This window comes from Clostridioides sp. LIBA-2809, from assembly GCF_056688965.1.
Genome location: NZ_CP197004.1, coordinates 3,827,848 through 3,853,400, shown reverse-complemented (window position 1 = coordinate 3,853,400; position 25,553 = coordinate 3,827,848). Strand labels below are relative to the sequence as shown.

Genomic DNA, 25,553 nt, shown 5'->3' with positions numbered 1-25,553 from the left:
TGGGGGATGAAAATTAAAGATAATAAGGCTACTTTTCATGTAATGATAAGGTTATTTCTTATAGCTGTTTTAATTTTAACTGGGACATTATTGGAAGAAAAAATCAATAATGTTCCAGTCCAAAATATAAGCACAAAAGGTGAAAATACACTAGAATTACTTTCTCAAGGGAATACATTAGGAGAAATTATGTATAAAGCATCTCAAGAGGAAACAAAAGGACCAGGGGCTACTTCTGAAAAAGTAGCGTACATAACGATAGATGATGGACCATCAAAATATACAAATGCACTTCTTGATATTTTAAAAGAGAACGATGTCAAAGCGACATTTTTTATGCTTAATCAAAACATGAAAAATCATAAGGAAGAAGTAAAAAGGGTATTAGAAGAGAAAAATTCAATAGGTTTTCATAGTGTAAGTCATGATATACATAAGCTATATAAAAGCCCAGAGGTAACAGTGGGGGAGTTCAATACATGTAATGATACTTTACAAGATATAACTGGTCAGAGTTCAAAATTAATAAGATTACCCTATGGAAGTAAGCCATATATGCCAGAAGGTTCATATAGTAAACTTATGGAGAATGATTATTTAATTTGGGACTGGAATTTGGATACACAAGACTGGAAATCTTCTACAAGTCAAATTGTTAGTAATATATTGTACTATGGAAGAAAAAGAGATGAATTAGTAGTGCTGATTCATGAGAAAGAACAAAGTTTAAACGCTTTAAACAATATTATAAGAATTTTGAAGGAGAGAGGATATACAATATTGCCAATTACAGAGAATATCACACCTAAAAATTTCTGGCAAGAAAACTTACAATAAATTCAATTATAGTAAAAAATAAAGTAAATTATTTAGGAAATAAAACATATAATTTATAAAATAGAATATAAAAAATAGAACATAAGAAAGATAATGTAAATAGAATGTAATCTAAAATAAATAACATGGCGTTAAAATTTAAACAAAAAATAGTATAGTTATTGACATTATAAGATAAAATAAGTTGAAAAAAATAGTATAGAATATAATAATCAGCATATAATATAAAAAAATAATTAAGAAAATTCAGAAAAAATAAAATAAAAATAATTGACAAAGAGAATAATATTTGTATATAATAATATGTAATATTAAAGACTGAGAAGAAGAGGAGTAAGTAAATACTACTAAAAGAGAGGAAAATTCACTGGCTGTAAGATTTTCTAAGTATAAGGTTTGCTGAACGTAGCTTTGGAGTTTCTAAACTGAACTGTTAGTAAGTTTAGACGGTTAGAACCGTTAAATTCTTTGAGAGTCAAAGTTGATGAAATAACATTAAACAATATTTGATTAATGTTATTGTATTTTAAACTTTGGAATTAAGGTGGTAACGCGAGCTTTTCGTCCTTTTAAAGAGGATGAAGGGCTCTTTTTTATTTCTAGATATATTTTAAAAAATTTATTTATAAAAATACAGGAGGCAAGACAATGGAAAATACGAACTTATCAAAAACTTATAATCCAAAAGATTTTGAGGCTAGGTTATATAAAAAATGGATGGATGAAGGGTATTTTAAATCTAAACCAAATCCAGATAAAAAGCCATTTACAATAATGATGCCACCACCAAACATAACAGGGCAATTGCATATGGGACACGCTCTTGACCATACACTTCAGGATATATTAATAAGATGGAAGCGTATGGATGGGTATGAAGCTTTTTGGCTTCCAGGAACTGACCATGCTTCTATAGCAACTGAAGTTAAAGTTGTTGAAAGAATAAAAAAAGAAGAAGGTAAGACAAAGTATGAAATAGGTAGAGATGAATTTTTAAAGAGAGCTTGGGACTGGAAGGATGAATTTGGAGGAAAAATATCTAACCAACTTAAACAATTAGGAGATTCTTGTGATTGGGATAAAGAGAGATTTACCATGGATGAAGGGTGTAATGAAGCAGTTATAGAATTCTTTGTAAAACTATATGAAAAAGGTCACATATACAGAGGGAATAGAATAATAAACTGGTGCCCAGATTGTAAAACTACTTTATCAGATGCAGAAGTTGAGCATGAAGAACATGACGGAAACTTTTATCATATAAAATACCCACTAAAAGATAGTGAAGATTTCTTAGAAATAGCTACAACTAGACCTGAGACGATGATAGGGGATACTGGTATAGCAGTAAATCCGGAAGACGATAGATACAAACACTTAATAGGAAAAACAGCAATACTTCCATTAGTAGGAAGAGAACTTCCAATAGTTGCAGATAATTATGTTGACTTAGAGTTTGGAACTGGTGCAGTTAAAATGACTCCAGCACATGACCCTAATGATTTTGAAGTAGGATTAAGACATAATCTTGAGCAGTTAAATACTATGAATGAAGATGGAACTATGAATGAAGTTTGCGGAAAATATGAAGGTATGGATAGATTTGAATGTAGAAAAGCTATCGTAGCAGACTTAAAGGAGCAAGGTTACCTAATTAAGATAAAAGAGCATAATCATAATGTAGGAACTTGTTACAGATGCCATACAGTAGTTGAGCCTAGATTATCAGAGCAATGGTTTGTTAAGATGGATGAACTTGCAAAACCAGCTATAGATATTCTTAAAAATGGAGAACTAGAATTTGTTCCAGAAAAATTTGATAAAACTTATTTACAATGGCTAGAAAATATAAGAGATTGGTGTATATCAAGACAATTATGGTGGGGTCATCAAATACCAGCTTACTATTGTCAAGAATGTGGAGAAATAGTAGTAGCAAAACAAATGCCTGATAAATGTCCTAAATGTGGAAGCACTCATTTTAAACAAGATGAAGACGCATTAGATACTTGGTTTAGTTCTGCACTATGGCCTTTCTCTACTCTAGGATGGCCAAATAAAACTGAAGCTTTAGACTACTATTACCCAACAAGTGTACTTGTTACAGGATATGATATAATATTCTTCTGGGTAGTTAGAATGGCTTTTGCAGGGATGTTCTGTATGAATGAGAAGCCATTTGACCATGTATTAGTTCATGGATTGGTAAGAGATTCTCAAGGTAGAAAGATGAGTAAATCTTTAGGAAATGGTATCGACCCATTAGAGATAATCGAGCAATATGGAGCTGATGCACTAAGATTTACATTAACAACTGGAAATTCCCCAGGAAATGATATGAGATTCTATATGGAAAGAGTAGAATTTGCTAGAAACTTTGCCAATAAATTGTGGAATGCATCAAGATTTGTATTTATGAATATTGATGAAGATATAATTAAAAACATAACTAGAGAAAGTGTTAAAGATAACTTAACTTTAGCAGATAAATGGATAATATCAAGAGCAAATAATATTGTAAAAGAAGCAACTAATAATATGGATAAGTTTGATTTAGGAATAGCACTTCAGAAGATATACGATTTCACTTGGTCAGAATACTGTGACTGGTATATTGAAATGGTTAAACCTAGATTATATGGAGAAGATACAAATGCTAAATCTGCAGCATTATATACATTAACTTATGTTCTTGAAAAGATATTAAAATTATTACATCCATATATGCCATTTATAACAGAGGAGATATACACTTACCTTCCTACTGTTGAAGGATGTATAATAGTATCTGAGTGGCCAAAATATAATGAAGAAGATAATATGGCTGAAGAAGAAGAAATGATGAATTTATTGATGGAAGGTATAAGAAGTATAAGAAATGTAAGAGCAGAAATGAATGTACCACCTTCTAAGAAAGCTAAATTGATAATAATACCAAGTGAGGAAAAGATAGAAGCTATTGAACTTGGTAAAGATTATTTCATAACTTTAGCATCTGCTTCAAATGTTGAGGTAGCAAAAGACAAATCTAATGTACCAGAAGATGCAGTTGGAGTAGTTATTGATGGTGTTGAAATATTTATACCTCTTAATGAGTTAGTTGACTTTGAAAAAGAAATTGAAAGATTATCTAAAGAAAAGAAAAAATTAGAAGGAGAAATAAAAAGAGTTAATGGAAAACTTGCAAACCAAGGATTCCTAGCAAAAGCTCCTGAAAGTCTAATTGAAGAAGAAAAAGCTAAAAAAGAAAAATTTGAAGAGATGATTAAATCTGTTGAGGAAAGACTAATAAATTTAGAATCTAAAATAAAATAAATGAAAGTGTTAATAAAAACATACAAAAAGTACGTAATTTGTACTTTTTGTATGTTTTTCTTTCTATATATACAAATATGATGTTATAATTCATTACAGATGTGTTATATTTTTATCTTATTTTATGATTATATTAATCTTACATTTAAAAAATTTATGAGTAATAAAAATTTGCTGTATTATGATATTTAACATAGCATAATAAAATACATATTACATTTGTTTTCATATATTTTTTACACAATATAACTAGAAAAATAGATGAATTTATCATAATTTAAGTTTATGTATCAAAGATAATTACTAGAAGTAGTTTAATCGACAATTTAAACTTGTAAAAAAATTTGAATAGAAAAGTCAATGAGTACAGTTTGGAAATTGAAATAAAGTAAACTAAATGATATTTTAGATTTGGAGGTGATATTATGTTCAGGGTAGTTATATGTGATGACGAAAAAATACAAAGAAGCATACTGAAGGAATTTGCAGAAAAACTTTTGTCTGAAAGGTGTCTAAATTATCAAATACTGGAATTCTCCTGTGGAGAAGATTTAATATCCAAATACCCAGAAAAAATTGACATTATATTTTTAGACATCCAAATGAAAGATATCAATGGAATTGAGGTGGCTAAAAAAATAAGAAAGTTTGATGAAAAAGTAGAAATTATATTTACAACAGCTTTTTCAGAGTATGCTCCCCAGGGTTATGAAGTACGTGCTTATAGATATTTAGTAAAACCTATAGAGTATAGTAACTTTGCAATGGGTGTAAATCTTTGTATTGATAACCTTCAAAGAAAGAAGGAGCGTTATATAGTTTTAAATAGTAAAAAAGGATTTAATAGAATACTGATAGATTCTATTTTATATGTTGAAACTGTAAAGAGAGATTTAGTTGTACATACATTAGGGAGAGATTATAAAGCTAATATGAGCATGAAACAAGCAGAAAAATTATTATGTGAAAATGGATTTTTCAGATGTCACACAAGTTTTATTGTCAATTTGAGAAGAATAGAAGATCTTGGGGATAATATGATTACTATTAATGATAAATTTATACCTATTAGTAAGTACAGGCTCAAAGATTTAAAAGTAGCATTAACAAGCTTGTTATGTGATATAATGTATTAATTTTGAAAAAGGTAAAGTAAAATATTTTGAAAAATATTTAAAGTCATCACAGAGCTATTAATTTAAAACTGTCTTAATATAGAAAAAATTCTCTGTATTAAGACAGCCCTTATTATGATGTAAAATAGTAGCTTATAGATTATTGATATTGTTTTAGATGTAGAGTACACAATTATAATAGATTAATTATTAGTATATTATGACTGATTTTTATATGCAGTATTGTACAGTATTTCAGTTTTTTACTGTATAGTGACATAAAATTTTAAAAGATGACTCCAAAAAAGCATATAGATATTGCACCTACAGCTATTGAGATAGCAATAGATTTAAATTTATAAGCTACTAATAGTACTATGATACCTGATATAATTTTGGGATTGGTGAATGACAAATATATACTATCTCCATTAAAAAAAATATCCTTTGCTATTAGTGAACTAAGTATAGCGATAGGTATAAATTTCATAATGTCTTTAATAGAATCAGGCATATCATTTTTTGAAAGTATTATCATAGGTAAAATCCTTGGAATATAAGTAACAATTGCCATACCTAAAATAACTATAAGTATGTAATTAGTATTCATAGACTTCCTCCTTTTTATGAGTTAATTTTTGTATATAAAAGCCAAATAAAGCAGATAAAACAGAGGCTATTATGATAACTAAACTGCTTTTAAAGAAAGTATATAAAACTATTGATAATAGGATAGAAAGCATTGAAACGAGTATATATACTTTACTTTTAATTTGATTAACTACTAATGTGATGAACATTGCTGTAAGTAGGAAGCCTGCAACAGAATCACTGATAGTAACAATTTTTCCAAGAAATGCTCCTAAGAAACAACTACCAGCCCATACTATTATACAAAGATTGTTTAGGTATAATGCGTGTCTATCTGTCCAAGTACCATAAGTATATTTTTCTAAGTTTATAGCGAATGTTTCATCTGTAACACCATGGCAAAAATACATTAAAAATCTCATATTTTTATTTTTTATATGCATATGTAGGTTGGAACTCATTAAAAAGTTACGAAGATTCAATATAAATGTAGTTAATACTATTGAAGTTATACTTCCATTTGAAGCTAGCATTGAAGCTGCTACAAATTGTGAACTACCCGCAAATACCATAAGTGACATCATTAATATGTAAAAGGCAGATAAACCTGCTTTTTGAAGCATAATACCACAAATAAGTCCTAATGGAATATATCCTAGAAATATTGGGATTGATGCCAGAAAACTTTCTTTTAAGATTTCTTTTTTTGATGTTTCTTGTTTCAAATACAATCACCCCTTTAAAATAATGAATATTTATAAAATTCTATAAATATTTGTTTCATTTTATTATATCTATTTTGATTGGTTATATCAATGTTTGAGGCAATACAGTATATACATTAAAATAATTATTTATAATTTGTAGAACTTATAGTAATAAATTAATAGATAGTTTAATTCTATTAAAAGACTTCCTTTTATGCGATTTATTTATTGAAATATGATATAATGTATAAGGGTGTAGGTATTGCTTCTTAGGATAATACCTATATAAATTTTTAGAGTGTACTTGGTACAAATTTTTACATAGTAATTTAAATTTATATTTATTCGCAGTTCTTGGTGTTTTTTTACACTTTGATTCATACTTTGTAGAATGAATAGTATGTTTTGTAAGATAGATTACAAGACGATTATATTTAAATTAATTTTCTTATAGTATATAAATAATTATTCCCCTAAATAAAAATGAGATTTATGTAATCTAGATTGAAAAGTATAATATACAATTGATAGTTAATTATGAATAAGTATTAATAAAGTATACAAGGGGATTGTCTAATAAGAAGGATAATCTCCTTTTTACAAAAAATTCTAAATTGTGATATAAATCTAAAAATTTTATCTTAATTTTTAACTATTTAATGATAATAATTGATATAATGAATATAAATTGAATATATAGTATACTTAATTTGTGTTTTTAGAAATAAATATAGCATTTAAAAGATAAATTGTGCAACTTAAATTAAAGTTTAAGATGAACTATTAGCATAGATATATTAAAAACTTTTAGTAATGGAGAATATATGTGATATGAATAATAAAGTTAAGGTTGCAGTATTAGATACAGGAATAGATAAAGAACATGATTACTTAAAGGATAACTTAGTTGGAGGAATTGCTTTTGAATGTATACATGATTATATTTTTATATCAGATAAATTTGATGATGAAGATGGTCATGGAACTGCTTGTGCATCAATAATAAAGAAGGAATATGAAGATGTAGAGCTATTTGTCATAAAAGTTTTAGGAAAAGATAGCATTGCAAATATAAAAGTTCTTGAAGAAGCATTAAAATATCTTCTAGATACTAACATAAGATTGATTAACTTAAGTTTATCAGTCATAGGAGTAGAAAGTGTCAAGGGATTATTTGAAGTATGTTATGAATTGTTTAGAAAAGGAAAAATAATAGTATGTTCATTGTCTAATAATTTTGACTTAAGTTATCCAGCAATGTTTAATAATGTTATAGGCGTGAGAGGATTTACTTTAGATGTAGAAGATTCTTTTTGGTACAATAAAAAATATGATGTTCAATGTGTAATGGATAGTAATTCATATATAAGTTGTGACATAAACAACTCCTACAGGTTACCACCAAAATGTAATAGCTATGTAGCAGCGAAGTTTACTGGAAAAATAGCTAAGATATTGTCGGAAAATCCAGATATAGAGATATCTGATTTAAATGATAAACTTGAACTATTAGCAACTAAAAACCATTGGGATAGTTTTGAGTTTGATGAGTATAGTAGAATTCCAAACTTTAAATTGGATTTGTATGACAAAGAAAATACTCTTCTTATGAAAGTTGCTGATGTTGTTAGAGATTGTTTAAACATTAAAGCTGATAATGAAAAATTATTTCAATGTAGTCTTTTTAATAAGGAGATAGGATTAGTTTATGATAATTGTTTTAATTTACTTCAAAAATTAGAGCAGGTATTTAACATAAAATTTAATTATATGGATATCTCAAAGTATGATTTAGTTTCGATATATACATTAACTGAGTTAGTAGAAATGTATAAAAATAAAAATTTATAAATAAAGAAAATAAAGAAGTAGTAACTAGATTTAATGTAGAAGGTATTAGATTATATGTATTCTTTGTCAGTAGATTAAAAGTAGAAAATATACTATAATTAGATAACATAAAAGAAAATGCCGATACAGGGGGAATTAGATAATGAAATATGAAGAAGCATTGGAGTATATATCACAAACCAATAAATTTGGTATAAGATTAGGTCTAGAGAATATTGGAAAATTATTAGAATTATTGGGGAATCCACAAGAAACTTTAAATATAATACATGTAGCTGGAACTAATGGAAAAGGCTCAGTGTGTTCTTTTGTTTCTAATATACTAAGAGAGTGTGGATATAAAGTCGGTTTATATACATCTCCGTATTTAGAAACCTTTACTGAACGTATAAGAGTAAATGGAGAAAATATACCACAAGATGATGTTGCTAGGATAATTGAATTAATAAAAGAAAAAATAGATATTATGGTAGGACAAGGCTATGAGTATCCAACAGAATTCGAAGTAGTTACTGCAATGGCATTTTATTACTATTCAGAACAAAAGGTGGATTTTGTAGCTTTAGAAGTTGGTTTAGGTGGAAGATATGATGCTACCAATATAATAACAAAATCACTTGTAAGTGTAATAGCATCTATAAGTTTAGACCATACAGGTATACTTGGAGATACAATAGAAAAAATAGCATATGAAAAGGCTGGTATAATAAAGGAACGTGGAGTAGTACTAGTATATGACCAAACTGATGAAGCCAAAAATGTTATAAAGTCAGTTTGTAAGGAGAAAAAAGCACAATATATAGAAGTTAATTTTGATGATGTAAATATAAAAAAATCAGATATAGACTCTCAAATATATGACTGTACTGTAATGAAAGAAATTCACAAAGACCTTGAAATAAAGTTGATAGGTGAACATCAAATAAATAATTCTATATTGGCGATGAGTGTAATAAAATATCTAAAAGATATAAATAAACTAGAAAATATAAGTGAAAAATCTATAAGAAAAGGACTTATAACTACTCAGTGGCCAGGAAGAATAGAAAAAATAAAAGAAAATCCAATTTTTATAATAGATGGTGCACATAATGAAGATGGAGCAAAATCTTTGGCAAAAGCACTTGATAAAAATTTTAAAGAGAGAAGTTTAACTCTATTGATAGGTATGCTAGAAGATAAAGATATTGATAGTGTTTTAAATATATTATTGCCACGTTTTAATAAGGTAATAACAACAACACCTAACAATCCAAGGGCCATAAATTCAGATATACTAAAAGAGAAAGTATTAAAATATGTGGATGATGTAACATCAAAACACGAGATAGAAGATGCAGTAAATTACACACTAGAAACAGCAAATAAGGATGATGTGATAATAAGTGCAGGTTCTTTATACATGATTGGCACAGTGAGAACTTTAGTAAAGAAATTATAATTTTATAAATAAATACAGGAATATAAATAAAAATATAAAAAAGAGTTGTCTAAGATGGTAGACAGCTCTTTTTATGTAAAGTAAGTTTTTAATAAATTTTATTGATGTTATATAGTAGTAATTATATAGATTGACGGATAGCCTTAGATAACTGGTCTGGGCAAGAAGTACCTTTTCCACCGCAATCAATACCATTTAATTTATCAGCTACTTCAAGAGCATTTTGACCAATTATTAAGCTTCTAAGTCCTGATAAATTACCATTACATCCTCCTACGAACTCAGCATCAACAATCATATTATTTTCATCAACTTCAAAAATCATTTCTCTACAACAGACACCACTTGGGTTAAATGTTACTTTCATTAAAAAGACCTCCATTAAATATTATTTCATTTTTTTAACATTAATAATAATACCAAATATATGCGTAATAATGCAACTATAAAGCATAATACAAGCTAATGAAATAATATATTATTGTAGTATATGTATTGTGGAGAGGAGGGGTTATGTGAAAATCTATATTTCTAACTATCTATCAAAGAGCATTAGCATAGTTGATTATTCTACACTTGAGCTAGAAAAGGAAATAGTATTAGAAGATAATATATATCCACATCATTTTTGCATAGAAAAAGAAAAAAATTTAATATACATACCTAGCTCAAGTAATGGTATACTCTATGTCTTAGATTTAAGTAATGATAAAATAATTGATACTGTTTCCATAGGAGGAAGTCTTAGTCAAGTTGTACTTAGTGATAATGAATTATTTGTAGCAAATGAAGATTCTAATAGTATATATGTATTGGATAAAGACACATTAAATCCAATAGGAATTATTGGTGTTGATAATATGCCACATGGATTTGACTTTGACAGAGAAAGTAAAAAATTATATGTACCGTGTATAAATTCAATAGTATGTATAGATACAATAAATAAAAATATACAAAAGAAAATTAATATGGACTTTAGAGCATGGCATATAGAACTTGATAAGCAAAAGAAAGAAATGTATATATCAACACTTGATGGAAAGCTCATAATAGTTGATGAAGTAAGCATGGATATAAAAAAGGTATTATATGAATTCTTATTACCAGTGGAAATAAGATTTAATTATAGTGGCAAAAAAGTTTATGTTGCTGACTTGGGTTATAATAATGTGAGAATTTTAGATTATACAACAAGTAGATATATTGGAAATATTGAGATAAATGGAATTCCTCAGGGATTAGAAGTATCTAAAGATGAAAAGTTATTATTTGTATCAGACACACAAGAAAACTCAGTGAAAGTTTACGAAACCGCAAATAATAAATTAATAAAAGAAATCAAGGTAGGAAAAGAGCCTACAACTATAATTTGTTTGTAGGCTTTAATGTATGTCTCTTATAAGTAAGTCGATAACTTCGGCATACATATAAGATGCATTATTTTTCCAGTTGTTGCAAATAAGTTTTGCTTGTTTCTCTGATGAAACATTTAGATTTAAATCTATTAAGTTAGACTGATTTTCTATGACTCTAAGGTTTACAATAAATTCATTATCACTTTGCTTTACGAAACTAGACTTTACTTGAGTATCTGCTAGTAAATTTTCTTTATTAGAATCTATATACTTGTCTATTTTTTCTGTAACACTAGTAGGTATTCGATTAAAGAAGTATTCTAGACTTTCTACGCCTCTTTGAGTAAGAGCATAATATTCTCTGTCAGAGTCTTTATATGTAGTCAAAAACTTAGATTCCATAAGCTGAGATAAAAGCTGTTGTAATGAGAAGTAATTCATCATTTCAGTCTCTAATACTACTTGAGTTATTTGAGAATTAGTTAAATCCATTTTAATTTTTTCTAAGATATATAAAATTAAAAGTTTATGATACGCTAATTCTTCAGACGAGTTTTCAAACATAAATATCATCCTCCGTCAAACTATTTCTATATATAATATATTAAACTAATTTATACAAAATTAAAAGAACAATTTGTATAGTATTATTAATCTTTAACAAATCATATAAAATTAATTTTATAAATAAATACAGAGAAATAGGGCTGCTAATTAGCAGCCCTGTTGATACCCAGGTGTCAAAATTTACTATCTATTTTCCAGCCATTTGTCTTTCAGCCATTTCAACTAATTTCTTAGTCATGTATCCACCAACATATCCATTTTCTCTAGCTGTTAAGTTACCTTTGTCTATGTTCTCATAGTTAGATAAACCTATTTCGTTAGCTATTTCTAATTTCATTTGGTTTAAAGCAGCTTTTGCTTCTGGCACTACTGTTCTGTTTGAATTTGACATAGTAAATTTCCTCCTCAAATAATTAGTTTATGATGTCTAACAACACTTTTATTTATGTGATGTTAATACTAATTTCTCCAAAATAAAAACAATATATACAGAAAAATAAAGGTAAAAATGTAAAAAATATAAAAAAATTAAATAAATGAGTATTTTAGAGCATTTAACTGGGTCAAGATAGACTTTGTTTTTTTCTTTATTGTCCTATAAATTAAATATTACAGTACTTTTTTGAGCTAAAAAAAAATAAATTTTAAATATAGAAGAAATTATCTAAAAGGGGGAATAGTATGAAAAGAGAAGTTAAAAGAACTAAAGCTTTGATATATAGTGTTTTATTTTTTTCATTATTATTAGTATTAATATTTGCTTTTGTTTGTGGAATAAAGTACATATGTTCTAAATCTGACAACTCAAAAATGCCTATATATAAAGTTGATACAAATGAGAAAAAAATAGCTTTAAGTTTTGACGTGGCATGGGGAACTAATAATATGGATGAAATTCTAAATACTTTAGATAAACATAATATAAAAGCTACTTTTTTTCTAGTTGGTAGTTGGGTTGATGATAATGAAGATATTGTAAAGGCTATAGATGAAAGAGGTCATGAAATTGGAAACCATTCAAATACCCATGCTAATTTGAAAGAAATATCAAAAGAAGATATAACAAAAGAAATAGAAACGACATCGGGAAAGATATTTAATATAACAGGGAAAAAGACCAATCTGTTTAGACCACCTTTTGGAGATGTAAACAACAAAGCTATGGACATTTGTAGTGATTTAGGTTATAAAGTAATTAAGTGGGATGTGGATTCTATAGACTGGAAAGAGCTTGGACCAAACCACGTAATTGAAAAAGTAATAAAAGAATCTCAACCTGGTTCAATAGTTTTATTTCATGCTAATATAAATGATGTAGATAACTACTTGGACACTATAATAAGTAAACTTAAAAAAGATGGATACAATTTAGTAAAGGTATCAGACTTACTATATAAAGATAATTACATAGTTGACTCTAATGGAGTGCAAAAACCTAGGAATTAATAAGTAATAAATGTATATTTTAAGTAAAGTTGTGGTAAATTATATAATATATGTTAGAAAAGTGTCGATAAAAAGACGGTGTCTATTTTTTGACACTTTTTATGCATGTATGCGATATCAATAATTATAGATTAAATTAATTAAAAAAGTGTCTAATAATTGACTTATTTAAAATAAGTTTAAATATTTTAAATAAGTTATGAATGCTGTAAGACAGTATTTTCAAAGGATATAAGTTTGTTTAAAAGTTGGCATAGAAATTGCTTTGTTAATAAGCGATATGTTCTATAGAAATAAACAATATGTTAAGACATTGTAATAGAAAAACAACATTAACATTATTTGAACAGCTTATAAAAAAATTAATATACTTAAGGGGGCGTACTAGTTGAACAAACTATATTCTATTTTATTAAAACAACACGTTGGTGGTCCAGATAAACCAGTAGTAAGTGTTGGAGATGTAGTAAAAAAAGGAACTCTAATCGCAGAACCAGCTGGATTAGGGGCAAATATTTATGCCAGTGTTAGTGGAAAAATAAGTGAAATAAATGACCAAGCTATAGTAATCGAAGCTGATGAAGTACAAGATGATACTTTTGAACCATTAAAAGGAGAAAGTATACTTGACTTAATTAAAGAAGCTGGAGTTGTAGGAATGGGTGGAGCAGGATTCCCTACTCATATAAAATTAAACATAGATTTAAAAGGTGGAACAATATTAGCAAATGCAGCTGAATGTGAACCTTTATTAGCTCACAACATAAAAGAAATAGAAGAAAGACCAGAAATAGTTTATCAAGGTATAAAATACGCTATGGAAGTTACTAATGCTGGAAAAGGTATGCTAGCAATAAAAAGCAAGCATCCAGAAGCAATAGCAGCATTCAAAAAAGTAATAAAGCCAGGAGATAACATAGAAGTTGCAGAACTAGTTGACATGTACCCAATGGGAGAAGAGAGAGCGATAGTAAGAGATGTTCTAGGTAAATTACTTGAGCCAACTCAATTACCTTCAGAAGCTAATGCAGTAGTAATAAATGTAGAGACATTAACTAGAATAGTAGAAGCTGTTGAGCAAAAAAGACCAGTTATATCTAAAAATGTAACTGTAGTTGGACAATTAAACAGTGGAAAAGAATCTATAGTATTTGAAGATGTACCTATCGGAACTACTGTTGGAGAATTAATTGAAAGAGCTGGTGGAATAAAAGGTGAATACGGAGAGATAATCTTAGGAGGACCTTTCACTGGTAAAGCTACTACTTTAGATACTCCAATAACTAAAACTAGTGGTGGTATAATAGTTACTATGCCATTTGTTAATGAAAAGAGAAAAATGGGTCTTTTAGTCTGTGCATGTGGACCTAATGAAGAAAGAATGAGAGACATAGCAGCTAAAATGGGAGTTACTGATATAGTATCAGTTCAAAAATGTAAACAAGCTCAAGAAATTAAAGGTGCATTAAAATGTGAAAATCCAGGACACTGTCCAGGACAAGCTCAAAAATGTATAGAATTTAAGAAAGCTGGAGCAGAAGTTATATTAATAGGAAACTGTACTGACTGTAGTAACACAGTAATGGGTTCTGCACCAAAATTAAAATTAGGTGTATATCATATTACTGACCATGTAATGAGAACAGTTAATCACCCATTAATAAGAAGAATAAAAGGTGACGTAAGATTAAAAATAAAATAATATAATATAAATAATAATATAATATAAAAATATATGAAAAAAACATCCTTAGAAAAGTTTGAAAAATTACTTTAAGGATGTTTTTTGTTGCAATATGACGATAAGATTATGGAATAATATAAATAATATGGAAGAAATAGACAAAAGGTAATGCATAATGTATAATGATGGAAATAGCTATTAAAATTATATTAGACAAAAATAAAGACTCAAATATGTGGCCATATTGACAAGTAAAAATTTAATGAAGTCAATCATCCAACAGGGTAAAGTTTTTGTGTTATATCAAGATACTCTATGGTATCTTTTTTAGTGTGAAAATATATTTTTGTCTTTTATTAATCAAGAATATCTTAAATAATAAGATTATATTTTAGGATATTCATAAAAAGTGCACTTAAAATACTTAAAAATAAGAATTAAAAATTACTAAAAACCTATTTATAGAAACTGTGAAGTATATCTTAAACCTGGGCACTTAAAAGATATATGGAGTTAGTAGTGCAACCTGCTATAAATATAAATAGGAGGAAAATCTTGAAAATAAAAATTAAAAAATCAAGTATAATTAGTTTAGTAATTGCTTTTAGTATAGCATTTACTGCATTTGCACCAATAATATCTTATGCTGACGAAGTAGATGGAAAAGATATAATACTCGATGGAGAGAAACCAACAGTAGGAGAAACACCAGATGGAGAGAAGCCAACAGTAGGAGAGACGCCAGATGGAGACAAACCAACAGTAGAAGAGACACCAGATGGGGATAAACCAACAGTAGGAGAGACGCCAGATGGAGAGAAACCAACAGTAGAAGAGACGCCAGATGGAGAAAAACCAACAGTAGGAGAGACACCAGATGGGGATAAACCAACAGTAGGAGAAACACCAGATGGAGAGAAGCCAACAGTAGGAGAGACACCAGATGGAGAAAAACCAACAGTAGGAGAGACACCAGATGGGGATAAACCATCATTAGAAGAAGTACCAAATGAAATGATACCATCAGAAGAAGAAAAATTAGAAGTGGAAGAAATGAGTTTGAAGAAGAACATTGAAGATATTCTTAATCTTACTGTATCTCAAATAAATAAGATTGTATATAATTTCTGGGAAGACGAAAATGATGTAAAAACAGATGAACAGTCAGAAATTTATGAGGTACTTACTTCACGAGATGGAAATACTAGCTTTTGGTCTAATAATAAAAATTCAAAAGTAAAGAATAGTTGTTTATTAAAAGAAACAGATGGTTCAAATAGACCTTATTTTGATTTAAGATTTGATGATATTACAAAAACTTTAACTTTCGATTATGTAATAGAGGGTCTTATAGGTGCAAGCCATAAGGATGGTAAATATGTAATAGAAGGTGAAGATGGAGAACAAACTGCATTTTGTTACAATAATCATTTAAAATCTCCAAGTAATAAAAATAAGAGTCCATACTTACCAGCAGAAGATTTTAATGGTCAAGAAAATAAAAATGAAGATGCAATTAAATCTATACTATATGCAGGTTCTGAGTTTGATGGATTTGGATATAAGCAACAATTTAATTTAGGTGGAAAAGAATATGAAGGTATGATTCATTTTGCAACTCAAGATGCAATTTGGATTATGCTTGGGCAAATGAATGAACAAGAGAGACTTAAGCTTTATCAAACTCTTATAGATTCTTATGATAGATTGATAGAGAATGCAAATACTGAAGAAGAAAAAGCTAAATATCTGAAAGACAAGGAAGCTCAAATAAATAGAAAAGCTTATTTAGAAGCATTATTAGAAGCTGGTCGTAATGAGTTAAAGCCAAATGATACAGGAAAACCTAGTTTAAGTAGTGGTTTAACTGATATTAAATTTGATAAAATTCAAGATGGAACTTATGAAACAGAATCTATAGCCCTAGTAGGTTATAGTGGTGTGGTTAAGTTGAAATTACCAGATGGAGTAACTGCTTATGATGAAAACGGAAATGTAATAGGTACAGGTGAAGTAGAGATTTCAACACAACAAAAGTTTAAACTTAAGAGCATAGATAAGCCAAATGTAAAAGATAAGGTATCTGCATTATCTTATGATTATATTTTCCCAAAAGCCATTCAATATTTTAAGACAGTTTTTGATTTTGGAGAAAAAGACCACTCATCTGTATTACCAGCTAGTAAGCAAAATTTATTGAGCTATACAATAGAACAAAAAAGTGGTGAAGTAGTTGATTTCAATATAGGTGTACCAACGGATGGAGACCCAGATGTAAATCCACCAATACCACCAAATAATGATAATAATGACTCAAACGGGCATAAACCTAAGCCATCACCACCATCAGATGACACAGTGATAAATCCACCAGTACCACCATCAGATGATACAGTGATAAATCCACCAATACCACCATCAGATGATACAGTGATAAATCCACCAATACCACCATCAGGTGATACAGTGATAAATCCACCAGTACCACCATCAAGTGATATAGTAGAAAATACATCAGTACCATCAAAAAATGATACAATAATAAACCCACCAGTGCCACCAGCACATGATATAGTGGTAAAATCACCAAAAACAGGTGATGAAACGCAAATAATGCCATATATACTTATTGGTATTATAGCAATTTGTGGATTGGTGTATCAAACTAAAAGAGTAAAAAACTAATACAGAATACTGCTTGTTATTAAGTTTTAAAATATATTGTCTCAAATTGATTTAAAAATCATTTTGAGGCATTTTTTTATGTAACTATAATCTTTTTAAAAATAGATGTTAACTGTTTTATGAATAGAAAAATAATTTGAAGGTGAAAATAGTATTGAAAAAATAACATACTAAAGGTATAATTCATTTGATTTTATTTGTATAGATTTAAGTATTCATTTTAGTACTTACATGAATTTGTATTAGAAATCTGTATAATAATCACTTAAGAAATTTTAATATTAATTATTGAATAAATTGTTATTATGATATGCTAGAATAAATATGTATAAATAAGTTTTGATTATGTACTACTATAAAGGGGGGACTTTATGTTTTCGATACCAGAAGTAAAAAAAGTAGAAGAGGTAATGGATACAAAATTTACAACTATAGACGAAGACACAAGAATTGAAGATGCAATAAAAGAAATGATAAAAAGCAATACAAAAACTCTAATGGTAATAGATTCATCTGGTGAATTAAAAGGTATTATATCTATGACAGATATACATAATCTTTATGACATGCATAAGAAATATGAAGGCCAGACAGTAAAACTTATAATGAAAAAGGATGTAATATATGTCAGCGAAGGTTTAACCTTAGATGAGTGTAGAGATATAATGATATTGAAAAATATAGGAATTCTTCCTGTTCTTAGAGATAATAAAATTATTGGTGTATTAAAACAAGAACATATTAGAGATTATCTATATATGCACTTAGAAGACTATGGTTTGACTTTAAAATATATTATAGGACAAATTAAAGAAGGAATTTGTGCTATAAATAACGAAGGTGTAGTTATATTATGGAATAAGTTTATGGAGGAAAGGTATGATATAAAATCTGAAGACATAGTCGGTCGACCGATGAACGAATTTTTGGAGAATACTATCTCAGAGAAAGTATTGAATAGTAAAATCGGTATGAGTGACTTATATTTTACGGATAAAAAAGAAAATATGTATGCGTTAGTTCATGCAAATCCTATATTTTATAAGGAAGAATTTATTGGTGTTGTATGTACAGAGGTTGATGTTACAGAAGCCAAGATACTTGCTCTTGAGCTTGAAAAAGTAAATGATACTTTGAAATATTTAAAGAATGAAGTTAAAAACTTATCTAAAGGTAGCTTTGACAAAATTTTAGGTAAAAGCTATAAATTAGAAAAATCGAAAGCGATTGCAAAACAAGTAGCTAGAACTAATAGTAGTATATTTATCTGGGGTGAAAGTGGTACAGGTAAAGAAGTATTTGCAAGAGCTATTCATGATTATAGTGAGAGGAAAGGTCAGTTTATACCTGTTAACTGTAGTGCTATACCAAATGAGTTATTTGAAAGCGAATTTTTTGGGTATGAATCAGGTGCATTTACTGGAGCAAGTAAAAAAGGTAGAATAGGTATATTCGAACTTGCAAAAGATGGAACTGTATTTTTAGATGAAATTGCTGATTTACCTCTTAGTATGCAGGCTAAGTTGCTTAGAGTGTTGCAAGAAAAAGAAATAAGAAGAGTTGGTGGAGATACCACAATAAAAATAAATCCCAGAATAATATCAGCTACTAATAAAGATTTAGAGAAAATGGTAAAAGCAGAAAAGTTTAGAGAAGATTTATATTATAGATTAAATGTTGTGGAAATAAAAATACCACCACTTAGAGAGAGAAAAGAAGATATAGGATTGTTAGTGCATAGTTTTTTAGAAGAAATATGTAAACAAAATAATAAACCTGTTCTTACAATTAGTAAAGATGTAATAGACATATTTCAAAGTTACAGATGGAAAGGCAATATTAGAGAATTGAAAAATACAATTGAAAATATGGTTGTTTTATCTCAAAACTCTAGGATAGAGGTGGAAGATGTACCAAGTTATATGATGGATTCTACTAATAAGAGTATTGAAGAAGAGGAATATCCTTTGGATTTGACGAAAGCTACTCAAAAGATTGAAGTAAAAAATATAACAAAGGCTTTAAAAATGTCTAATGGAAACAAAGCTAAAGCAGCTAAGATATTAAATATACCAAGAACTACATTGTATTATAAGATAGACCAGTATAAAATAGATGTGTCTAAAATATGACACATGACTAAATTTTGACAAAATAATAAGTGCGAGTTTGAAATGTAGCAAAATCAATGGCTATAACAATGCTATGTATGTGGGTATGTTAAAAAAAATGAAAAAGTGTTGATAAATTGACACTTTTTTTTGTTTGAGAAAATGTTTACAAGCATAAAAAATAAACTGCTTTAAATAAATATTTATATGATATTTGGCTAAAAATAGCGATAAGAGAAGAATCTATTATAGAAAAAATCTTTTTGTTAATAAGTTGGCATAGGAATTGCTTATATATAAGGTGACTTCAAATGAGAAAAAAACAATAATTTTGATGACTTATGTAGTTTAAAAATCTTAACACTTGGAGCTGTTAGTAGGGAACAGTAAAAATGTTTATTATTAAAAGTGTTAAGGTATCAATATAAATTAAAAATCAAAAGAAGGAGGCATTTTTATATGTCAATAACTTTAGAAACAGCTCAAGCTCATGCAAATGACCCAGCAGTATGCTGCTGTAGATTTGAAGAAGGAACAATAATAGCACCAGAAAATTTAGAAGATCCAGCAATATTTGGAGATTTAGAAGATTCAGGATTGCTAGTTATACCAGAAAATCATTTAACAGTAGGTCAAGTATTAGGAGCTAAATTAACAAAAACTTTAGATGCTTTATCTCCAATGACTACAGATAATGTAGAAGGGTATAAAACAGCAGAAACGGATGTTGAGGAATCTACTGAAGAAGTAGTAGAAGCTCCAGTAGCACCTGTATCTACTTTGACACAGGCTACAACAGGTCAAGTAATAAAAATACACATACAAGAAGGTAAAGATATAAACTTAGAGATACCTTTAGCAATTGCTACTCAAATGGGAGTAGTACCACAAAAATAATAGTTAAAATACAACTATTTAAGTAGGTTTTAATTTACTTGATTCCTCAGTTAAGGGGTTACCTGTTGAGGAATCGAGATTTAAAATAATAAATAAGAAAATAATGTAAGGAGGTATTTTATACTATGTCAATAACTTTAGAAACAGCTCAAGCCCATGCAAATGACCCAGCAGTATGTTGTTGTAGATTTGAAGCGGGAACAATAATAGCACCAGAAAACTTAGAAGATCCAGCAATATTTGCAGACTTAGAGGATTCTGGATTATTAACAATACCAGAAAATGGATTAACTATAGGTCAAGTACTAGGAGCTAAGTTAAAAGAAACTTTAGATGCGTTATCTCCAATGACTACAGAAAACGTAGAAGGATACAAAGCAGGAGAGGCTAAAGAAGTAGTAGAAGAAGCAGTAGTAGAAGAAGCTCCAGCAGCTTTAGAAGCAGTAGTGCCAGTAAGCACAGGAGTTTTAGGTGAAACAGTTAAAATACACATAGGTGAAGGTAAAAATATAAGTTTAGAAATACCTTTATCAGTAGCTGGTCAAGCAGGAGTTGCTGCTCCAGTAGCAAACGTTGCTGCTCCAGTAGCAGGTGCAGTAGAAGTAGCTCCAAAAGTTGCAGAAAAGAAACTTTTAAGAAGCTTAACTAAAAAACACTTTAAAATAGACAAAGTTGAATTTGCTGATGAAACTAAAATAGAAGGAACTACTTTATACATCAGAAATGCTGAAGAAATATGTAAAGAAGCTAATGATACTCAAGAGTTAGTTGTAGATATGAAGTTAGAAATAATAACTCCTGATAAATATGAAACTTACAGTGAAGCTGTATTAGATATACAACCAATCGCTACTAAAGAAGAAGGCGAATTAGGTTCAGGTATAACTAGAGTTATAGATGGAGCTGTAATGGTATTAACTGGTACAGATGAAAATGGAGTTCAAATAGGTGAATTCGGTTCTTCAGAAGGTGAGTTAAATACTACTATGATGTGGGGTAGACCAGGTGCTGCTGACAAAGGTGAAATATTCATCAAAGGTCAAGTAACAATAAAAGCAGGAACTAACATGGAAAGACCAGGACCTCTAGCTGCTCACCGTGCATTTGACTATGTAACTCAAGAAATAAGAGAAGCATTAAAAACAGTTGACAACTCTTTAGTAGTTGACGAAGAAGTAATAGAGCAATACAGAAGAGAAGGTAAAAAGAAAGTTGTTGTTATAAAAGAAATAATGGGACAAGGTGCAATGCATGATAACCTAATATTACCAGTTGAGCCAGTTGGTACATTAGGAGCTCAACCAAACGTTGACTTAGGAAACATGCCAGTTGTATTATCTCCACTTGAAGTATTAGATGGTGGTATCCATGCATTAACTTGTATAGGACCTGCATCAAAAGAAATGTCAAGACATTACTGGAGAGAGCCATTAGTAATAAGAGCTATGGAAGATGAAGAAATAGATTTAGTAGGTGTTGTATTTGTTGGTTCTCCACAAGTAAATGCTGAGAAATTCTATGTATCTAAGAGATTAGGTATGTTAGTTGAAGCTATGGAAGTTGATGGAGCTGTAGTAACTACTGAAGGTTTCGGAAATAACCATATAGACTTCGCATCTCACATAGAGCAAATAGGTATGAGAGGTATACCAGTAGTTGGTGTAAGTTTCTCAGCTGTTCAAGGTGCTCTAGTTGTTGGTAATAAGTACATGACTCACATGGTAGACAATAACAAGTCTAAACAAGGTATAGAGAATGAAATATTATCTAACAATACATTAGCTCCAGAAGATGCTGTTAGAATAATGGCTATGCTTAAAAATGCTATAGCTGGTGTAGAAGTTAAAGCTCCTGAAAGAAAATGGAATCCAAATGTTAAATTAAATAACATAGAGGCTATAGAAAAAGTTACAGGAGAAAAAATAGCATTAGAAGATAATGAGCAATCTTTACCAATGAGTAAGAAAAGAAGAGAAATATACGAAAAAGACGAAAACTAAGATTTAGATAATAGTATAAATTTAGATCCAAGTTTAAAACAGTGTAGAGAGGTAGAATTATAATGGATAGATTAAAATATATCTCATCAGAGACTTTTTATGAGGGTATTATAGTTGACATCAAAGGTGGTGGAGTGACTATAGACCTGAAAGGTAGACTTGGACAATTTAAAATACCTAATAGAATGCTTATAACTGACTACGAACTTAAGATAGGTCAAGAAGTTGGATTCATGCTAAGCTATCCTGAGGTATTAAGTCCAGAGCCTAATCAAGAGTATGTAGAAAATATTAGGAGAGAAAAAGAAAAACAAGCAGAAATGCAATCAAAGCAAGAAGAAAAATAATAAATAATCGTTTGAAAATAGAAGGGAGAGGAAATATATGAGCCTTACAACAGTACAAGGACTTCAATCTGAAATATTCGTTCCAATAACACCTCCTCCAGTTTGGACTCCTGTAACTAAAGAATTAAAAGATATGACTATAGCTTTAGCTACAGCAGCTGGTGTTCACTTAAAATCTGACAAGAGATTTAATCTAGCAGGAGATACTACATTTAGAGCAGTACCTAATACAGCTACAGTTGATGAAATGATGGTATCACATGGTGGATATGACAATGGAGATGTAAACAAAGATATAAACTGTATGTTTCCTATAGATAGATTACATGAATTAGCTGCAGAAGGATTTATAAAAGCAGTAGCTCCTATGCACTATGCATTCATGGGTGGTGGAGGAAACCAACATGTCTTCACTGAAGAAACTGGTCCTGCTATCGCTGCTAAACTTAAGGAAGAAGGAGTAGACGGTGTAGTCATGACAGCTGGCTGAGGTACTTGCCATAGAACTGCCGTGATCGTGCAGAGAGCAATAGAGGAAGCTGGAATACCTACAATAATAATTGCAGCTCTTCCTCCAGTAGTTAGACAAAACGGAACTCCTAGAGCAGTTGCTCCATTAGTTCCAATGGGTGCTAATGCTGGTGAACCACATAACATAGAAATGCAAACACATATACTAAGAGATACATTAGAGCAATTAGTAGCAATACCATCTGCTGGTAAGATAGTTCCATTACCATACGAATATAAAGCTCACGTTTAAAATGTAATTTATATTTGAAAATATAAAACCCTTCTCCCATACAGTTGGGAGAGGGGTTTTAAGAACAAAGGTGGATATTATGGAAGAAAAAATAATGAGAAGACTTGTTATAAAACCGTTTCATATGAATGAAGTTAATTTCGGTTCAAAAACTTCTATAAAGAAAGATGTACTTACAATCAACTTATCAAGTATAGATGAAATAAAAAAAAGAGAAGATTTAATAACAGACATAAAAGTGGATATAATAAAGCCTGGAGATTATGACAGAGAAATTAACACTATTATGGACATTATACCAATATCAACCAAAGTTTTAGGCAGATTGGGAGAGGGAATTACACATACTTTAACTGGTGTATACGTAATGTTAACTGGTGCAGATGAAGATGGAAATCAAATGCATGAATTTGGTTCTTCAGAAGGTATTCTGAAAGAACAAATGGTGTTTGGTAGATATGGAACTCCATCAGTTGAAGATTATATAATTCATGTGGATGTAACTCTAAAGGGAGGTTTACCTTTCGAAAGAACACTTCCACTTGCAGCATTTAGAGCGTGTGATGATTTTATACAAGAAATAAGAACGTCTTTGAAAATGGAAGACGGAAGAAATGCTACTCAAGTTCGTGAATATTTTGACAAAATTCGACCAAATGCAAAAAAGGTTGTCATAGTAAAGCAAATAGCAGGTCAAGGTGCTATGTATGACAATCAGTTATTCTCAAAGGAACCTAGTGGTTTTGAAGGAGGAACATCAATTATAGATATGGGAAATGTACCTATGATTATATCTCCTAATGAATACAGAGATGGTGCCCTTAGAGCTATGACTTAAGAGAGGTGGATATTATGGGAATAGGACCTTCAACAAAAGAAACATCTCTTCATCACTTTAGAGACCCACTTTTAGACATCGTTGAAAGTGATAAAGATGTAGACTTACTTGGAGTAATAGTAGTAGGAACTCCAGATGGAAACGAAAATAAGACTTTTGTGGGACAAAGAACGGCCGCTTGGCTGGAAGCCATGAGAGCAGATGGAGCTATAGTTTCATCAGATGGATGGGGAAACTCACATGTTGACTATGCTAATACATTTGAAGAAATAGGCAAAAGAGATATACCTGTAGTTGGAGTGACATTTAATGGTACTCAAGCTAAATTTGTTGTAAGCAATCAATATATGAATACAATAGTTGATATGAACAAATCAAAAGAAGGTATTGAGACAGAAGTTGTTGGAGAAAACAACACAAATGAAATAGATGCTAAAAAGGCTTTGGCATTTTTAAAGCTTAAAATGAGAAAACATGGATAAAAAATTTAAGTAAGGGAATGAGTTTTGTGGGAATTTCTACATCAATGAAAAACACATCACTTCATATATTTAGAGACCCATTACTAGATTTGATAGATAATGATTCTGACATAGACTTGTTAGGAGTGGTTGTAGTTGGGACATCAGAGCACAATGAATGGAAAACATTTTTGGCAACTAGACTTGGAAGATGGATTGAATCATTGCGACCTGATGGAGTGATTATAACTTTAGATATGGCAGGAAACCAGCATATTGATTTTACAAATGCTATATCAGAGTTTGTAAAATCAGATATACCTACAGTAGGTCTTACTATTATAGGAGCAGATGGATTAGTAATTACCAATTCATATTTGGATAAAGCTACTATAATTGATTATAAAAAGACAACAGGCTACATAGAGACAGAAGTAGTTGGAGACAATCACATGGATGAAGTTGATGTTAAAAAAGCATTAGCTTTCCTAAAATTAAAAATGCGTGAGCACGCAAAATAAACCTAAGGGGGAATTTGA

General features: G+C 29.5%; 21 protein-coding genes, 1 pseudogene, 1 riboswitch and 1 other annotated feature. Of the genes and pseudogenes, 17 read left to right on the top strand and 5 right to left on the bottom strand.

All coding sequences use genetic code 11. The features are described from left to right. The first annotated feature begins 6 nt into the window (after positions 1-6). The 3 genes from ACTG44_RS18175 (at position 7) to rgaR (ending at position 5,288) form a co-directional block, all read left to right on the top strand. Positions 7-837: a polysaccharide deacetylase family protein gene (locus tag ACTG44_RS18175; protein WP_021386271.1), complete on the top strand. Its 831-nt coding sequence runs from the start codon at positions 7-9 to the stop codon at positions 835-837. 311 nt (positions 838-1,148) lie between these two features. Continuing rightward, positions 1,149-1,409: a binding site (T-box leader), on the top strand. Between the two features lie 76 nt (positions 1,410-1,485). Further along, the gene (locus ACTG44_RS18170; protein WP_021386236.1) at positions 1,486-4,152 is read left to right on the top strand and encodes a valine--tRNA ligase; all 2,667 of its coding nucleotides are present in this window, start codon (positions 1,486-1,488) and stop codon (positions 4,150-4,152) included. 425 nt (positions 4,153-4,577) lie between these two features. Then, positions 4,578-5,288, top strand: a complete 711-nt coding sequence (gene rgaR / locus ACTG44_RS18165; RefSeq protein ID WP_021386188.1) for a two-component system response regulator RgaR — start codon at positions 4,578-4,580, stop codon at positions 5,286-5,288. A gap of 265 nt (positions 5,289-5,553) precedes the next feature. Here the strand turns inward: rgaR and ACTG44_RS18160 are convergent, their stop codons facing one another. Beyond that, entirely contained in the window at positions 5,554-5,877 is a 324-nt protein-coding gene (locus ACTG44_RS18160) for an AzlD domain-containing protein (protein WP_021386202.1), read from the bottom strand. Next, entirely contained in the window at positions 5,867-6,583 is a 717-nt protein-coding gene (locus ACTG44_RS18155; RefSeq protein WP_479917606.1) for an AzlC family ABC transporter permease, read from the bottom strand. The genes ACTG44_RS18160 and ACTG44_RS18155 overlap by 11 nt, the downstream gene beginning before the upstream one ends. A gap of 813 nt (positions 6,584-7,396) precedes the next feature. Between ACTG44_RS18155 and ACTG44_RS18150 the strand changes: the two genes are divergently transcribed. Then, a complete protein-coding gene (locus ACTG44_RS18150; protein WP_021386222.1) occupies positions 7,397-8,416 on the top strand; it encodes a S8 family peptidase in 1,020 nt (339 codons plus the stop codon). A 142-nt stretch (positions 8,417-8,558) separates the two neighbouring features. Beyond that, positions 8,559-9,857, top strand: a complete 1,299-nt coding sequence (locus tag ACTG44_RS18145; RefSeq protein ID WP_479917604.1) for a bifunctional folylpolyglutamate synthase/dihydrofolate synthase — start codon at positions 8,559-8,561, stop codon at positions 9,855-9,857. Positions 9,858-9,978: 121 nt separating this feature from the next. Here the strand turns inward: ACTG44_RS18145 and ACTG44_RS18140 are convergent, their stop codons facing one another. Beyond that, positions 9,979-10,224 carry a TIGR03905 family TSCPD domain-containing protein gene (locus tag ACTG44_RS18140; RefSeq protein WP_021386182.1) on the bottom strand — a complete coding sequence of 82 codons (246 nt, stop codon included), beginning with the start codon at positions 10,222-10,224 and terminating at the stop codon, positions 9,979-9,981. Between the two features lie 148 nt (positions 10,225-10,372). On the opposite strand from ACTG44_RS18140, the gene ACTG44_RS18135 reads away from it, so the two are divergent. Then, positions 10,373-11,239, top strand: a complete 867-nt coding sequence (locus ACTG44_RS18135) for a YncE family protein (RefSeq protein ID WP_021386168.1) — start codon at positions 10,373-10,375, stop codon at positions 11,237-11,239. A 3-nt stretch (positions 11,240-11,242) separates the two neighbouring features. On the opposite strand, the gene ACTG44_RS18130 is transcribed toward ACTG44_RS18135, so the two are convergent. Together ACTG44_RS18130 and ACTG44_RS18125 are read right to left on the bottom strand one after the other, a co-directional pair. Beyond that, complete coding sequence (locus ACTG44_RS18130) at positions 11,243-11,779, bottom strand: DUF4364 family protein (protein ID WP_009891708.1); 537 nt, start codon at positions 11,777-11,779, stop codon at positions 11,243-11,245. A gap of 190 nt (positions 11,780-11,969) precedes the next feature. Then, positions 11,970-12,173, bottom strand: coding sequence for an alpha/beta-type small acid-soluble spore protein (locus ACTG44_RS18125; RefSeq protein ID WP_003422115.1), 204 nt, complete (start codon positions 12,171-12,173; stop codon positions 11,970-11,972). 290 nt (positions 12,174-12,463) lie between these two features. Here ACTG44_RS18125 and ACTG44_RS18120 point away from each other — a divergent pair, with 290 nt between their 5' ends. The 11 genes and pseudogenes from ACTG44_RS18120 to ACTG44_RS18070 all read left to right on the top strand — a co-directional run bounded on the left by ACTG44_RS18120 (position 12,464) and on the right by ACTG44_RS18070 (position 25,535). Beyond that, positions 12,464-13,228: a polysaccharide deacetylase family protein gene (locus tag ACTG44_RS18120; RefSeq protein ID WP_021386279.1), complete on the top strand. Its 765-nt coding sequence runs from the start codon at positions 12,464-12,466 to the stop codon at positions 13,226-13,228. 388 nt (positions 13,229-13,616) lie between these two features. After that, positions 13,617-14,930, top strand: coding sequence for a proline reductase-associated electron transfer protein PrdC (gene prdC / locus ACTG44_RS18115; protein WP_021386223.1), 1,314 nt, complete (start codon positions 13,617-13,619; stop codon positions 14,928-14,930). A 436-nt stretch (positions 14,931-15,366) separates the two neighbouring features. After that, positions 15,367-15,452: riboswitch (cyclic di-GMP riboswitch) on the top strand. Positions 15,453-15,467: 15 nt separating this feature from the next. Continuing rightward, positions 15,468-17,597 (top strand): Cys-Gln thioester bond-forming surface protein, encoded by a 2,130-nt coding sequence (locus ACTG44_RS18110; protein ID WP_479920990.1) that lies wholly within the window; start codon positions 15,468-15,470, stop codon positions 17,595-17,597. Positions 17,598-17,968: 371 nt separating this feature from the next. Beyond that, a complete protein-coding gene (gene prdR, locus ACTG44_RS18105) occupies positions 17,969-19,729 on the top strand; it encodes a sigma-54 dependent transcriptional regulator PrdR (RefSeq protein WP_021386203.1) in 1,761 nt (586 codons plus the stop codon). 438 nt (positions 19,730-20,167) lie between these two features. Continuing rightward, a pseudogene (locus ACTG44_RS18100) lies at positions 20,168-20,590 on the top strand (D-proline reductase (dithiol) proprotein PrdA); the annotation flags it as partial. Between the two features lie 140 nt (positions 20,591-20,730). Next, positions 20,731-22,605, top strand: coding sequence for a D-proline reductase (dithiol) proprotein PrdA (gene prdA / locus ACTG44_RS18095; RefSeq protein WP_479917602.1), 1,875 nt, complete (start codon positions 20,731-20,733; stop codon positions 22,603-22,605). Between the two features lie 62 nt (positions 22,606-22,667). Continuing rightward, a complete protein-coding gene (locus ACTG44_RS18090) occupies positions 22,668-22,952 on the top strand; it encodes a CBO2463/CBO2479 domain-containing protein (RefSeq protein WP_003422102.1) in 285 nt (94 codons plus the stop codon). 37 nt (positions 22,953-22,989) lie between these two features. Continuing rightward, positions 22,990-23,715 (top strand): D-proline reductase (dithiol) protein PrdB, encoded by a 726-nt coding sequence (gene prdB, locus ACTG44_RS18085; RefSeq protein ID WP_079739805.1) that lies wholly within the window; start codon positions 22,990-22,992, stop codon positions 23,713-23,715. 79 nt (positions 23,716-23,794) lie between these two features. Continuing rightward, on the top strand, positions 23,795-24,553 hold the full coding sequence (prdD, locus tag ACTG44_RS18080; protein ID WP_479917601.1) for a proline reductase cluster protein PrdD: 759 nt from the start codon (positions 23,795-23,797) through the stop codon (positions 24,551-24,553). A gap of 14 nt (positions 24,554-24,567) precedes the next feature. Beyond that, positions 24,568-25,035 (top strand): glycine/sarcosine/betaine reductase component B subunit, encoded by a 468-nt coding sequence (locus ACTG44_RS18075; protein WP_021386220.1) that lies wholly within the window; start codon positions 24,568-24,570, stop codon positions 25,033-25,035. Positions 25,036-25,052: 17 nt separating this feature from the next. Continuing rightward, on the top strand, positions 25,053-25,535 hold the full coding sequence (locus ACTG44_RS18070) for a glycine/sarcosine/betaine reductase component B subunit (RefSeq protein WP_479920989.1): 483 nt from the start codon (positions 25,053-25,055) through the stop codon (positions 25,533-25,535). Positions 25,536-25,553: the final 18 nt, after the last annotated feature.